This is a genomic window from Actinomadura latina NBRC 106108, from assembly GCF_001552195.1.
GTDB lineage: Bacteria > Actinomycetota > Actinomycetes > Streptosporangiales > Streptosporangiaceae > Spirillospora > Spirillospora latina.
In genome coordinates, this window is sequence record NZ_BCQS01000017.1 from 152,967 (window position 1) to 166,241 (window position 13,275).

General features: G+C 68.8%; 11 protein-coding genes. 4 read left to right on the top strand and 7 right to left on the bottom strand.

The window, feature by feature from the left end:
• The first annotated feature begins 7 nt into the window (after positions 1-7).
• Together AL2_RS22385 and AL2_RS22390 are read left to right on the top strand one after the other, a co-directional pair.
• On the top strand, positions 8-2,995 hold the full coding sequence (locus AL2_RS22385; protein WP_245666836.1) for a glycoside hydrolase family 3 protein: 2,988 nt from the start codon (positions 8-10) through the stop codon (positions 2,993-2,995).
• Between the two features lie 59 nt (positions 2,996-3,054).
• Complete coding sequence (locus AL2_RS22390) at positions 3,055-5,877, top strand: beta-galactosidase (RefSeq protein WP_067636524.1); 2,823 nt, start codon at positions 3,055-3,057, stop codon at positions 5,875-5,877.
• Between the two features lie 141 nt (positions 5,878-6,018).
• On the opposite strand, the gene AL2_RS22395 is transcribed toward AL2_RS22390, so the two are convergent.
• Positions 6,019-6,480 carry a hypothetical protein gene (locus AL2_RS22395; protein ID WP_174550870.1) on the bottom strand — a complete coding sequence of 154 codons (462 nt, stop codon included), beginning with the start codon at positions 6,478-6,480 and terminating at the stop codon, positions 6,019-6,021.
• Positions 6,481-6,673: 193 nt separating this feature from the next.
• Positions 6,674-7,201, bottom strand: a complete 528-nt coding sequence (locus AL2_RS22400; protein ID WP_067636528.1) for a nuclear transport factor 2 family protein — start codon at positions 7,199-7,201, stop codon at positions 6,674-6,676.
• 278 nt (positions 7,202-7,479) lie between these two features.
• Between AL2_RS22400 and AL2_RS22405 the strand changes: the two genes are divergently transcribed.
• Both AL2_RS22405 and AL2_RS22410 read left to right on the top strand, forming a co-directional pair.
• A complete protein-coding gene (locus AL2_RS22405) occupies positions 7,480-7,872 on the top strand; it encodes an SSI family serine proteinase inhibitor (protein WP_067636530.1) in 393 nt (130 codons plus the stop codon).
• A gap of 74 nt (positions 7,873-7,946) precedes the next feature.
• Positions 7,947-8,270, top strand: coding sequence for a hypothetical protein (locus AL2_RS22410; protein ID WP_067636532.1), 324 nt, complete (start codon positions 7,947-7,949; stop codon positions 8,268-8,270).
• Between the two features lie 14 nt (positions 8,271-8,284).
• On the opposite strand, the gene AL2_RS22415 is transcribed toward AL2_RS22410, so the two are convergent.
• The 5 genes from AL2_RS22415 to AL2_RS22435 all read right to left on the bottom strand — a co-directional run bounded on the left by AL2_RS22415 (position 8,285) and on the right by AL2_RS22435 (position 13,158).
• Positions 8,285-8,767: a nucleoside deaminase gene (locus AL2_RS22415; RefSeq protein ID WP_067636534.1), complete on the bottom strand. Its 483-nt coding sequence runs from the start codon at positions 8,765-8,767 to the stop codon at positions 8,285-8,287.
• Between the two features lie 14 nt (positions 8,768-8,781).
• Entirely contained in the window at positions 8,782-9,792 is a 1,011-nt protein-coding gene (locus AL2_RS22420) for a LacI family DNA-binding transcriptional regulator (protein WP_067636536.1), read from the bottom strand.
• Between the two features lie 38 nt (positions 9,793-9,830).
• Positions 9,831-11,255, bottom strand: coding sequence for a GH1 family beta-glucosidase (locus AL2_RS22425; RefSeq protein ID WP_067636538.1), 1,425 nt, complete (start codon positions 11,253-11,255; stop codon positions 9,831-9,833).
• Positions 11,252-12,073: a carbohydrate ABC transporter permease gene (locus AL2_RS22430; protein ID WP_067636641.1), complete on the bottom strand. Its 822-nt coding sequence runs from the start codon at positions 12,071-12,073 to the stop codon at positions 11,252-11,254. Before AL2_RS22430 ends, AL2_RS22425 begins: the two co-directional genes overlap by 4 nt.
• 89 nt (positions 12,074-12,162) lie before the next feature.
• Complete coding sequence (locus AL2_RS22435; RefSeq protein WP_067636540.1) at positions 12,163-13,158, bottom strand: carbohydrate ABC transporter permease; 996 nt, start codon at positions 13,156-13,158, stop codon at positions 12,163-12,165.
• Between the last annotated feature and the right edge of the window lie 117 nt (positions 13,159-13,275).

Below are 13,275 nucleotides of genomic sequence, written 5' to 3' on the forward strand. Positions count from 1 at the left end.
AGAATCGGTGCACAGACCCCATCGAAATCCCCGTTCCCCCGGCCGGCGCAGCCGGTCGCTGACCCTCGTCCTCGCCGCCGCGCTGGTGGCTCCCCTCGCGTGGGCGGCACCCGCCGCCGCCCGCGAGACCTACCCGTTCCGCGACCCCGGGCTGCCGGTGGACGCCCGGGTCGACGACCTGCTCGGCCGCCTCACGCTCGACGAGAAGATCTCCCTGCTGCACCAGTACCAGCCCGCCGTCCCGCGCCTCGGCATCGGCCGGTTCAAGACGGGGACCGAGGCGCTGCACGGCGTCGCGTGGTCCACCGACGTCCACAACAGCGGCGCCGTCGTGACCGCCAAGGGAACCGTGTTCCCGCAGTCGGTCGGACTCGGCGCCACCTGGGACCCGGCACTGCTCAAGCAGATCGGCTCGGCCGTGGGGGACGAGGCCCGCGGCTACAACAGCGAGAACCCCGACGTGTGGGGCCTGCAGCTGTGGGCGCCCGTCGTCAACCTGCTGCGCGACCCGCGCTGGGGCCGCAACGAGGAGGGCTACTCCGAGGACCCGCTGCTCACCGGCCTGCTCGCCACCGCCTACGGGCACGGCATGGAGGGCGACGACCCGGACCACCTCAAGACCGCGCCGGTGCTCAAGCACTACATGGCGAACAACAACGAGATCCGCCGCGACCAGACGTCGTCCAGCCTCCGGCCGCGGGTGAAGAAGGAGTACGACGAAGTCCCGTTCAGGATCCCGCTCAGCCGGGACGCCGCGACCGGGATCATGACGTCGTACAACCTGGTCAACGGCCGTCCCGCGACGGTCACGCCGGACGCCGGCGGCCTCGTCCGCTCCTGGACGGACCGGACGCTGTTCAACGTCACCGACGCCGGGGCGCCCAACAACATCGTCAACTCGCAGAAGTACTACCCCGATCTGGCCTCCGGTGACGCGGCGATCGTCAAGGCGGGCGTGGACAGCTTCACGACCGACGACACCAACTCGTCCATCACCGTCAACGCGATCAAGGACGCGCTGTCGCGGGGGCTGCTCGCCGAGGCCGACGTCGACCGCGCGGTGAGCCACATCCTGAGCATCCGGGTGCGGCTCGGCGAGTTCGACCCCGGCGGCGGGGCCTACGGGAAGATCACCAAGGACGTGGTGGACAGCCCGGCGCACCGGGCGCTCGCCCGCAAGGCCGCGGCCGAGCAGATGGTGCTGCTGAAGAACCAGGGCAAGGCGCTGCCGCTCTCGTCCGGGAAGGTCGCGGTCGTCGGGCAGCTCTCGGACACCCTCTACACCGACTGGTACTCCGGTTCGCTGCCCTACAAGGTCACGCCGCTGGACGGCATCAAGGAGCGGGCCGGTTCGGTGACGTCCAGCGAGGGCGTCGACCGGATCGCGCTGAAGGACGTCGGGACCGGCGAGTACATCGCGGGCGGGACCGGCTCGGGCGCCGTTCTGAAGACCGGCCCCACGTCGGCCTCCGACGCGACGGCGCAATTCGACGTGTTCGACTGGGGCCAGGGCGTTGTGACGCTGCGCAGCGCCGCGAACGGCAAGACCGTCGGCCGCTACAACTGGGGCGACACCTTCGCCAATGACCAGGACCAGCCGAACGGATGGTTCGTCCAGCAGATGTTCAAGCTGGAGAAGCAGGACGACGGCGACTACCTGCTCCGGTACGCCGGCTATGAGAAGGCGTACGACTGGGCCGACCCGGCCAAGACGTACGTGAAGGCGGCGGACGACGGGACGCTCGTCCTCACCACCAAGGACGGCGCTTCCCGGTTCGCCAAGGACGTCATTAGCAGCGGTGTCGACTCGGCGGTGAAGGCGGCCACCGGCGCGGACACCGCCGTCGTCGTGGTCGGCAGCATGCCGTTCATCAACGGCCGCGAGGACCACGACCGCACGACGATGGCGCTCGCCGAAGGGCAGTCGGAACTCATCAAGGCCGTCCGGAAGGCGAACCCGAACACGGTCGTCGTGGTGGAGAACAGCTACCCGACGACGCTGAACTGGGAACAGGAGAACGTCCCGGCGATCCTGTGGACGAGCCACGCGGGCGCCGAAACGGGCAATGCCCTGGCGTCCATTCTGTTCGGCGACGAGAGCCCGTCCGGGAAGCTTCCGCAGACCTGGTACCGCTCTGAGCAGCAACTGCCCGACATTCTCGACTACGACATCATCAAGTCGGACCGGACGTACCAGTACTTCAAGGGGAAGCCGCTCTACCCGTTCGGGTACGGCCTCTCCTACACCACGTTCCGGTACGGCAAGGCGCGGCTGAGCAGCCATTCCGTGGGGCGCGACGGAACGGTCACCATCACCGTGCCGGTCACCAACACGGGCAAGAAGGCCGGGGACGAGGTCGTCCAGCTCTACACGCACCAGCAGAAGTCGCGGGTGAAGCAGCCGGTGAAGGCACTGCGCGCATTCGACAAGGTGCACGTCGCCCCCGGGAAGACGGTGACGGCGACACTGCGGCTGGACGCCTCGGACCTCGCCATCTGGGACGTCACCCGCAACAAGTGGACGGTCGAGAAGTCGAGGCAGGATCTGCTGATCGGCTCCTCGTCCACCGACATCCGGCAGCGCACGACGCTCAACGTGCGCGGCGAGACGATCCCCGGCCGGGACCTGTCCAAGGCGACCCGCGCCGCCGACTTCGACGACCAGAACGGCATCGAACTGGTCGACGAGACGAAGGCGAAGGGCGACGCGGTGGCCGGCGCGGCGAACTCCTGGCTGAAGTTCGCGGACACCGACCTGGGCCGCTCCACCGGCACGATCACCGCGAATGTGGCGGGCACGTCGGCGACCACGATCCAGGTCCGCCTGGACGCGCCGAACGGCCCCCTGGCCGGAACGCTGAACGTCCCGGCGACCGGCGACAAGTACACCTACAAGGAGATCAGCGCACCGCTTGGCAACGTCCGTGGCGACCACGACGTGTATCTGGTCTTCAACGGCGAAACCCGCCTGAGTTCCTTCTCCCTCACCCGATGAATCCCTCGGCCCGCCCCGGTCTTCCGGGGCGGGCCGGTCCGCTGCAAAGGACGCCATCCATGCGTGCCAACAGCAAACTCGCCATCATCGCCGCCGTCCTCACCGCCGCCGCCTGCCTCTACGCTCCCGCTTCTCCTCGCCCCGCCCAGGCCGAATCCCACCGCGTCGGATACGACCGCTACTCGCTCACCGTGGACGGACAGCGCGTCCTGCTGTGGGCGGGCGAATTCCACTACTTCCGGCTCCCGAGCCCGGCCCTCTGGCGGGACGTCCTGGAGAAGACCAAGGCCGCCGGGTTCAACGGCGTGTCCCTCTACTTCGACTGGGCCTACCACTCGCCGGCTCCCGGGAAATACGACTTCACCGGAGTGCGGGACGTCGACCGGCTCCTTCGCCTGACCGACGAACTCGGCCTCTATGTCGTCGCGCGGCCAGGTCCCTACATCAACGCCGAAACGACCGGCGGCGGCCTCCCCGCCTGGCTGAAGACAGTGCCCGGCCGCGCCCGCTCCAGCGACCCGAACTACACCGCCGCCTACCGGGACTGGCTCGCCCACATCGACCCGATCCTCGCGAAGCACCAGGTCACGCGCGGCGGGTCGGTCATCGTCTACAACGCCGAGAACGAATACGCCGCCAACACCGACCCCGCTTACATGGAGGACATCCAGCGCCAGGCCCGCGCCCATGGAATCGACGTCCCCATCTCCCACAACCAATGCTGCGATGCCTCTTGGACGCCCACATGGGCGACCGGCCAGGGCGCCGTGCAGATCCCAGGAGTGGACGACTATCCGCAGGCATTCGAATGCCGCGACCCGGACACCTGGGGAACCTGGGGCGAAGGCGTCACCGAGCGCCTCAGCCCGGATGCGCCCGCCTACGCCGCCGAATACCAGGCCGGCGCCATCGACGCGAACCGCGCCGGCTACGACAAGTGCCGAGAACTCACCGGCCCGAAGTACATGAAGGTCTACTACAAGTCGAACCTCATCACTTCGGGCGCCACGATGTTCGGCTACTACATGGCCTTCGGTGGAACGAACTGGGGACGGCTCGCCCAGCCGAACGACGTCTACACGTCCTACGACTACGGCGCGCCCATCACCGAGAACCGGCAACTCACCGCCAAATACGACGAGTTCAAACGCCAGGGCCTCTTCTTCACCACCGTCGCGCCGCTCACCAAAACCGACCCGGTTGAGGCGCCCGCGTCCGACAACCCGGCCGTCCACGCCGAGACTCGCGCCAACCCCGACACCGGCACGCAGTTCGTCCTCGTCCGGCACGCCGACCGCAAGACCGACGGCGACCAATCGGCGAACCTCACCTGGAACACCCCGGACGGCACCTACAACCTCCCCGTAACCCTGAAAGGCCGCGACGCGAAAATCCTCGTGGCCGGCTACGACATGGGCGGCCAGCGCCTGGCCGCCACGACCTCCGAACTCCTGACCCATACGACCAGCGGCAGCCGAGACACAGCCGTCCTCTACGGCACCGAAGACGTAGCGGGAACGACCATCCTGCGCTACGACTCCCGCCCTGAAGTCAAGGTCCTGGACGGCTCGGTGAAGTCGACCTACTCGAACGGCAACCTCGAACTCGACTACGAACACGAGGGTCTGGCCCGGATCCAGATAACAGGCGGAGGCCGGAAGCCGGTCCTGCTCCTCATCGGCACGGAGGCGGAAGCCGCCAAGTTCTGGCGTTCCGGCGACACTCTCGTCCGGGGCACCGATCTGGTCCGCTCCGTGCAGACCAAGAACGACACGGCAGCGATACGAGCAGACCTGGCCAAGCCAGGCGACATCGAGGTCTTCTCCTCCGCTCGCCGAATGACGCTGAACGGCAAGCACCTCCACGCCCGGCCAACACCAAGCGGCACACTCCTCGCCCACGCCAAGGGCCCCCACCCAGTCAAACTCCCGGCCTTGAAGCATTGGCATGCCAAGCAGGGCGCACCCGAGACATCTCTCGACTTCGACGACTCGACTTGGAAAGTCGCCGACCACACCACCACGGTCAGCCCGATCAAGCCGAAGAACCCGCCCGTCCTCTACGCAGACGACTACGGCTTCCACCACGGCCACGTCTGGTATCGCGGCCACTTCACCGCAACGGGCGCAGAGAAGACCGTCAACCTGAACGCCATCACCGGTAAGCACGGCATCTACCAGGTCTGGCTGAACGGCCACTACCTCGGTTCGGCGGCCGGCGGCGAGCAGAAGGACGCAGACGCCCCCATCAACGAGAACCCGGGCCCAGGCGCCTTCACAATTCCCTCCAACCTCCTCCAGAAAGGCCAGAAGGCCGTCCTCTCCGTCCTGGTCGAGAACATGGGCCACAACGACGACTGGACCGCCGACGACTACCGCCAGAAGCAACCCCGCGGCCTGGTCAACGCCGAAGTGACAACGAACCCGGTCACGTGGCGGATCCAGGGCACCCGAGCCGAAGACCCGCTCCGCGGCCCCTTGAGCACGGGCGGCCTCTACGGCGAACGAGAAGGCTGGCACCTCCCGCCCGCCCGCACCGCCACCTGGCGATCCGCGTCCCCGACGACCCCCATCCAGCCAGGCGTCCACTGGTACAGCACGAAAACGCGCCTATCCATCCCCAAGGACCAGGACGTCCCTGTAACCCTGCACTTCGACGAGGGAACAGGCGACTATCGAGCCCTCATCTTCATCAACGGCTGGAGCATGGGGGAGTACGTCAACGGTGAAATCCAGCAAGACTTCACCCTCCCTGACGGAATCCTGCACCCCTACGGCCACAACGCCATCACTCTCGCCGTGATCGCAGAAGACACGTCACGCCCAGGAGCCGTCTCCCTGAAGGCCGCCGCGAACCTGAGAGGAGGCGTCCCGGCTCCCTGACCCGTCGTCACCCGGCGGCGGCCAGGCCCCCAGCGACCGAGGAGCCTCGGCCGCCGCCGTCTAGAACACGACACACTGACCAGCGCGCTCCGGTTCGCCCGGCCCCCGGGCGAGGCGAATAGGGAGACCACCGGAACGGGCTCATGCGGATGACGACTGCCTACCGCGAGCCCGCGCCCGGCCGCCTCCCTGCCCGCGAGCCGCCGAACCCTTGTGGACTTTCAATAGTTGCGAGACACGCTGCGTTGAAACTTCGAGAACGATTCCGATCTCTCTTCCCGTGAGACCCTTTTCATGAAGTTTTCGGGCGACCTCCCGGGAGTGCCGGGCGGCGTCGTCCCGCGCCTTCTCGGCCGCCTTCGTCTCCGCCTTGGCCTGGAGCACTTCCTGGGTCAGCCCGTCTCCCACGTCGGGGACGAGAACCAGGTCGAACGAGTCGGCGGGCACATCGAGCGCCAGCCGGATGTAGTCCCGCGCCATCATCTCGGCGTCCTTGAGGCTGTGTGACTGGGTAGCGCCGACCGACTCGATCTCAAGCTCCCACCCGTGCTCCCACCGCCGCGCATGAACGGTGTACAGGCTTCGACGTTCGGTGCTGCTCACTGGAGCCATCCCTCCTCAAGGCAAGGCAACCCTTGGATCGTGTTCTTCACCACGAGCGCGGAGATCTCCTTATGTCGTGGGATGATCGCGCGATGCTCGCCGCACGGACAGTCCCACTTCGTGTGCGGCCCCCTGTCCGGGGTCCGCTTCTGACAGCCGTGGCTTCTCATCGCGCGCTCAAGGTCGACTAGCTTCATCGGTTTCGGCACCAGTGTAATCTAGCCCCCCTTGATGTCGACAGTGACCGGAAGAATGCATTACGTGACGGACGAGGACCAGCGGGGAGGTGTTCGGGGTGGCGTAGGTGGTGGGTTACGTCGCCGGCTAGGTCGAGGGTTATGCGGCGTTCGGTGAAGCGCCATCCGTCTTCGTGGCGGGTGAAGGTGTCGTGGTAGGTGCCGCAGGCTATGGGCTGGAGGGGGAGGTCGGGGACGGCCTGGAGGACGGTGTAGTACGCCCTTGAGGTGGCGGTGCCCGCGTCCTCGTCTACCTCGATGGCGAGGTTCGTGGTGACGTGCTTGGTGCGCAGGGTGCCGTCGGCGTGGACGATCACCGTCTTCTCGAACATGCGGGCGATGGCGTCGCCGCCGTGGAGGGTGCCGCCGCTGCCGGTGAAGGCGGCGTCGGCGAACAGGTCGCGGATGCCCGCGAAGTCCGCCTTGTCCACGCACTCGGCGTAGCGGTGGATCAGGTTGGCGATGGCCTGGTGAGCGCACGGCATGGGTGCATCATCGGCGAGCCGGGACGGGGAATTGGAACGTGCTCCCGGTGAGCGGGACGGGATATCACATGCGCGGGTCAATTTGTGTTCAAGCGGCATTGCACGATTGGGCAGACTTGATTTAAGTGTTGACCAGTGGCCAGGTTGGGACTTGATCTGCCCTTGTTTGTGGGAGTTTGCGGCGCCTAATGTCTGGATGCGGCGGGAAGCCCACCACAATGCGGCGTCCCGCCGGCCCAGTGCCGCAGATCGCGGCGGGCGAATCCAGGGAGGAAGACATGCACATGTCGCGTGCCCGATTCCGGTGGGCGGCCGTGCTGGCGGGAATGGCGGTCCTCATACAGGCCGCGCCCGCGCAGGCGGACGAACCGGCCGGCTCCTACCTGCTCAGGGTGGCGCCGGAGCACGGCCCCAGCACCGTGCGCAGCCTCTACTGCGACCCGGACGGAGGGACGCTCGATGCCGCGTCCGGAGCATGTGACCAGTTCAGAGCCGCCAACGGTGAGGTCGGTCGCATTCCCGCGGAGACGGGGCCGTGCACGATGCAGTACGCACCGGTCCGCGTGAGCGCACGCGGCAGCTGGCACGGCAGCCCCCGGCACTTCGAGCAGATCTTCCCGAACCGGTGCGTCGCCGCGCGCGACACCGGCGGAATCCTTTTCGGCGAGTAACCCCCACGGACCGCGGGCCGCCGGAATGGGGAAGCGGGGTGCTGTCCGGCGGCCCGCATGAAAAGGAGACGTCAATGCTCGCTTTCACCGGGCCGGACGTGCTGGTCACCTATGAGCGCACCGGCGGATTCGCCGGAATTCGGGAACGGGTGACCGTCGGCAATTCGGGAACGGCCCTCATCAATGGGAAAAGGGTCGCGCTGGCGGACGATGAAATGCGCGGCCTGCGGGACGCGCTCGATGGTGTCGTCACCACGGAGTCGTCGGAGGAGGGGTGCCGGGTGGCCGACCACTTCACCTACACCCTCGCCTATGGCGGGCACCGGGCCACGCGGTGCTGGCTGCCGGACGACTGGCGTGCCGCCGTCGAACGGCTGGAGGCGCTGACCCGCAGGTGAGGACGTCGCCGCCCTCAGGCGCAGGCGCGGGTGTGCAGGTCGCGCATGGTCGCTCCGAGGGCGGCGACCGGTCCGTCCACCCGGACGCCCGGCGCGACCTCCTGGATCGGGATGGCGGCGACCGGCCCCGGCGGGACGCCCAGTTCCGTGCGCAGAGCGACCAGCTGGCGGGACGACATGATGTACACGATGCGGCCGAGGCCGACCCACGCGTGCGCGGCCGAGCACATCGGGCAGTGCTCGCCGGACGTGTAGACGGTCGCCGCCGCGCGTTCCCCGGGCGTCATGTTCACCGCCGCCCAGCGGGCGATCTCGAACTCCGGGTGCCGGGTCTGGTCGCCGCCGGCCACCCGGTTGCGGTCCTCGAACAGGACCTCCCCGGACGCGGCGACCAGCACCGACCCGAACGGCTCGTCGGCCGACTCCAGCCCCTCGGCGGCCAGCTCCACGCAGCGGTTCAGATGGACGAGCTCATCATCGGACGGTTCGTAACCCATCAGGCGATCGTAGATCAGGCGGAATCGCGCAGCACCAGGTGCGGCTGCAGGATGACCACCGGGTCCTCGACCGTCTCGCCGCGGATCCGGGACACCAGCAGCCGCGCCATCTCCACGCCCATCTCCTCCAGCGACTGGTGGACCGTGCTGAGCGGCGGGTCGGCGAGCGGCGCGGCGGACGAGTCGTCGAACCCGATCACCGCGACGTCGTCCGGGATGCGCCGCCCGCGCCGGTGCAGGATGCGCAGCGCGCCGAACGCCATCGGGTCGCTGGCGGCGAACACCGCGTCCAGCCGCGGCTCGGTGGCCAGCAGCTTCTCCGCGGCGGCGAGGCCGCTGGCCTCGCCGAAGTCGCCGTACGCGACGTACTCGGGCAGCCCCGCGTCGGCGAGCGCCTCCCGGTAGCCGGCCAGCCGGTCGATGCCCACCCCCATGTCCTGGGGGCCCGCGATGGTCGCGATGTGCCGCCGGCCCCCGGAGATCAGGTGGCCGACGGCCTCGCGGGCGCCGCTGCGGTTGTCGACGTCGACGTAGCTGACCGGCGTCAGGCCGGGCGGGCAGCCGCCGAGGACGGTCGGCACGCCGTTGGCCTCCAGCTTCGCGGGCAGCGGGTCCTCGGCGTGCAGCGAGGTGAGGAGCACCCCGTCCACGTGCTGGGTGGTGAGGTACTCCTCCAGCCGGCCGTACTCGGCGGGGGAGCGGGCGAGGGCGAGCAGCAGCTGGAGCCCGGTGTCGCCGAGCCCGTTGCTGATGCCGCGGATGATCCCGGCGAAGTACGGCTCGCCGAACAGCCGCTGGTCCGACTCGGCGACGACGAGCGCCACGGTGTCGGTACGGCGGGTGACGAGCGTGCGGGCCGCGCGGTTCGGCACGTAGCCGAGCTCCTCGATCGCCCGCAGCACCGCCTCCCGGGCCTGCGGGCTGACCCGCGGCGAGCCGTTGACCACGCGTGACACCGTGCCGCGGCCCACTCCGGCGCGCGCCGCCACCTCTTCCAATGTCGGACGCGTGCTCCTGCCCGTCATCCGGCCCCCTTCGTCCGTACCGTCCACCGTCCCCCGCGTCAGGCCCGCTCGGGCAGCCCGCCGTGCCGGATCACCCCGGCGTACCAGCGCGCGCTGTCCTTGGGCACGCGGCGCTGCGTGGCGTAGTCGACGTGCACCAGCCCGAAACGCTTCGAATAGCCCCAAGCCCATTCGAAATTATCCAGCAGCGACCAGGTGAAGTAACCGCCCAGCGGCACCCCTTCGGAAATGGCGTCGTGGCAGGCGCGCAGGTGCGCGTCCAGGTAGGCGATGCGCTCCGCGTCCTGGACCGTGCCATTCCCGTCAAGGGTCTCGTCGTAGCCCGCGCCGTTCTCGGTGATGTACAGCGGGACGGACGGGTACTCGCGGTGCAGCCGGGTCAGCACCTCGTGGAGGCCGCGCTCGTCGATCTCCCAGCCCATCCCCGTGACGGGACGCCCGGCGGGGACGAACCGGACATGGTCGCTGCCCACCCAGGGGGAGTGCGTCGAGAACGGCGACGACGCGGTCTGCGCCGCCTCGCCGGGGGTGCCGGCGACGGTGTGCCGCGAGTAGTAGTTGATGCCGAGCTGGTCGATCGGCTGGCTGATCGCGGCCAGGTCGGCGTCCGGCGGGGTGAACCCGTAGCGGGACGTGTCGGCGAGGACGTCGTCGGGGTAGCGGCCGAGCAGCAGCGGGTCGAGGAACAGCCGGTTCTGCAGCCCGTCGATGCGGCGTGCCGCGTCCACGTCGGCGGGGTCGTCCGACGCCGGGGACACCGCGTACAGGTTGACGGCGGCGCCGAACCGGTTGTCCGGGCGGCGGGCCCGCATCGCCTCGACGGCGAGGCCGTGGCCGAGCATCAGGTGGTGCGCGGCCAGCAGCGACGCGGCGGCGTCGCGCCGTCCGGGCGCGTGCTCGCCCGACGCGTAGCCGAGGAACGCCGCGCACCACGGCTCGTTCACCGTCGTCCAGTGGTGGACGCGGTCGCCGAGCGCGGCGTGCACGTGCGCCGCGTACTCGGCGAACCGGTGCGCGGTCTCGCGCTCGGGCCAGCCGCCCTTGTCCTCCAGCGGCTGCGGGAGGTCCCAGTGGTACAGGGTGGGCCACGGCTCGATGCCGGCCTCCAGCAGCGTGTCGACCAGCCGCCGGTAGAAGTCGAGGCCCTCGGCGTTGAAGGTCCCGGCCCCGGTCGGCTGGACCCGGGGCCAGGAGATCGAGAACCGGTACGCGGTCAGGCCGAGGCTCGACATGAGCGCCACGTCCTCGCGGAACCGGTGGTAGTGGTCCACGGCGACGTCGCCGTTCTCACCATTGAGGACTTTGCCCGGCGTGCGGCAGAAGGTGTCCCAGATGGACGGCCCGCGCCCGCCCTCTCCGGCGGCTCCCTCGATCTGGTAGGCGGCGGTGGCCGCCCCCCAGCGGAAACCGGTCGGGAAAGGTGCGGCGGGAGCCGCGCTGGTGTCGTCCTGTAGGGAGGTCACGCCTTCACAGCACCTTCCATGATTCCGCCGATGATCTGGCGGCCGAAAATGATGAACACGATGAGGAGCGGCAGGATGGCCACGCTCGTGCCGGCGAACATGAGCGTGTAGTCCTTGAAGTACGCGTTCGCCAGGTTGTTGATGGACAGCTGCACCGTCGGGTTGTCGGGCTGCAGCACCGCGAGCGGCCACATGAACTCGTTCCAGGTCTGCATGAACGTGAACAGGCCGAGGACGCCCGCGGCGGGACGCAGCGCGGGCAGCACGACGCGCCAGTAGATGCCGAACGTGGTGCACCCGTCGACGCGGGCCGCCTCGATCAGCTCGTCCGGGACGGCCTGGTCGGCGTACTGCCGCATCATGAACACGCCGAACCCGGTGACGAGGAACGGGACGATGACCGCCTGCAGCTGGCCGGTCCAGCCCAGCTTCACCATGATCATGTAGAGCGGGATGATGCCCATCTGCACCGGGATCATCATCGTCGCGATGATCGTGAGCAGCAGCCCGTTCTTGCCGCGGAAGCGCAGCTTGGCGAACGCGAAGCCGGCCAGCGAGGCGAAGAACACCGTGGAGATCGTCACCGCGGCGGAGGCGAGCGCCGAGTTCAGCAGGCCCTTGGCGAAGTAGGCCTCGGGGTTGTCGAACAGCCGGCCGACGTTCTCGGTGCCGTGCGCGCCGGGGAGCAGCGGCGGCGGGACGTCGGCGACCACGCTGTTGGTGCGGGTCGCGACGATGATCATCCAGTAGATCGGGAAGATCGACAGCACCAGCGCGGCGAGCAGCGTGATGTAGGTCAGCGGGCTCGCGTTCCACATGCCGCGGAACCGGCCGGATCGTGCGGCGGCGTGCCGTGCTCTGTTGTTCGGGGCGTTCGGCCGTCCGCCGGGGCCTGCGAGGAGCGTGGTCACTTGGTGCCTCCCCCTCCCGTGCGCCGCACGGCCAGGAAGTTGATCAGGGAGAACACGATGATCATCACGAAGAGCGCCCAGGCGACGGTGGCGCCGTAGCCGTACCGGTCATGGCCGAACGCGTTGTCGTACATGTACATCGTGATCGTCTGGAACTGGTGCAGCGGGCCGCCGTCCATCTTGTTGGGCGTGGCGACGCTGAACAGGACGGGCTCGGTGAACAGCTGCAGCCCGCCGATCGTCGAGATGATCACCGTGAAGATGATCGTGGGCCGCAGCATCGGCACCGTGATCTGCCAGAACTGCCGGATCCTGGAGGCGCCGTCGATCGCGGCGGCCTCGTACAGGTCCTTCGGGATCGCCTGCATGGCGGCCAGGTAGATCAGCGCGTTGTAGCCGGTCCAGCGCCAGTCGACCATCATCGCGATGGCGATCCAGGACCAGCCGCGGCTGCTCGACCAGCTGATCGGGTCGATGCCGACCAGCCCGATCACCCAGTTGATCATGCCCCAGTTGGTGTCGAACATCTGGGTGAACACGATCGCGACGGCGGCGGTCGAGGTGACCAGCGGGGCGACCATGCCGATCCGGAACAGGGTGGGGAGCCGCATCCGCCGGTTCAGCGCGTTGGCGACCAGCAGCGCGATCAGCAGCTGCGGGACGGTCGAGACGACGAAGATGCCGAGGGTGTTGACCGTCGCGTGCCAGAAGTCGGCGTCCGTCAGCAGGTAGTCGTAGTTGTCGAGCCCGACGAACTTGCGCGTCCCGGACGCCAGCTCCCAGTCGTGGAGCGAGACCCAGAGGGTGTAGACCAGCGGGAACGCGCCGAAGATCAGGAAGACGATGTAGAACGGCGAGATGAAGGCATAGGGTGCGGCCTTCACATCGAGCCTGGCGAGCCGGGACCGCCAGCTGCGGCCGGGGCCGGGGCGGGCCTTGGCCGGCGTGGGCGGCGGCGGGCCGTTCCGGCTGGGGCGCAGATCGGTGGTCATCGTCGTGCGCCTCCTTTCCGAGGACGGGACGAAGCGGGAGAGGCGGAATGGGTACGGCGGCGGCGCCGGCGGGGAGGTAACGGCGCGGCGCCGCCGCCGTGGTCACGGGTCGCCGGG

Excerpts from the sequence above, each read along its gene's own strand:
- AL2_RS22420 (WP_067636536.1), bottom strand. The coding sequence starts at position 9,792 with ATGACGGGCAGGAGCACGCGTCCGACATTGGAAGAGGTGGCGGCGCGC.
- AL2_RS22405 (WP_067636530.1), top strand. The coding sequence starts at position 7,480 with ATGCACATGTCGCGTGCCCGATTCCGGTGGGCGGCCGTGCTGGCGGGA.
- AL2_RS22400 (WP_067636528.1), bottom strand. The coding sequence starts at position 7,201 with ATGCCGTGCGCTCACCAGGCCATCGCCAACCTGATCCACCGCTACGCC.
- AL2_RS22410 (WP_067636532.1), top strand. The coding sequence starts at position 7,947 with ATGCTCGCTTTCACCGGGCCGGACGTGCTGGTCACCTATGAGCGCACC.
- AL2_RS22390 (WP_067636524.1), top strand. The coding sequence starts at position 3,055 with ATGCGTGCCAACAGCAAACTCGCCATCATCGCCGCCGTCCTCACCGCC.
- AL2_RS22435 (WP_067636540.1), bottom strand. The coding sequence starts at position 13,158 with ATGACCACCGATCTGCGCCCCAGCCGGAACGGCCCGCCGCCGCCCACG.
- AL2_RS22430 (WP_067636641.1), bottom strand. The coding sequence starts at position 12,073 with ATGTGGAACGCGAGCCCGCTGACCTACATCACGCTGCTCGCCGCGCTG.
- AL2_RS22415 (WP_067636534.1), bottom strand. The coding sequence starts at position 8,767 with ATGGGTTACGAACCGTCCGATGATGAGCTCGTCCATCTGAACCGCTGC.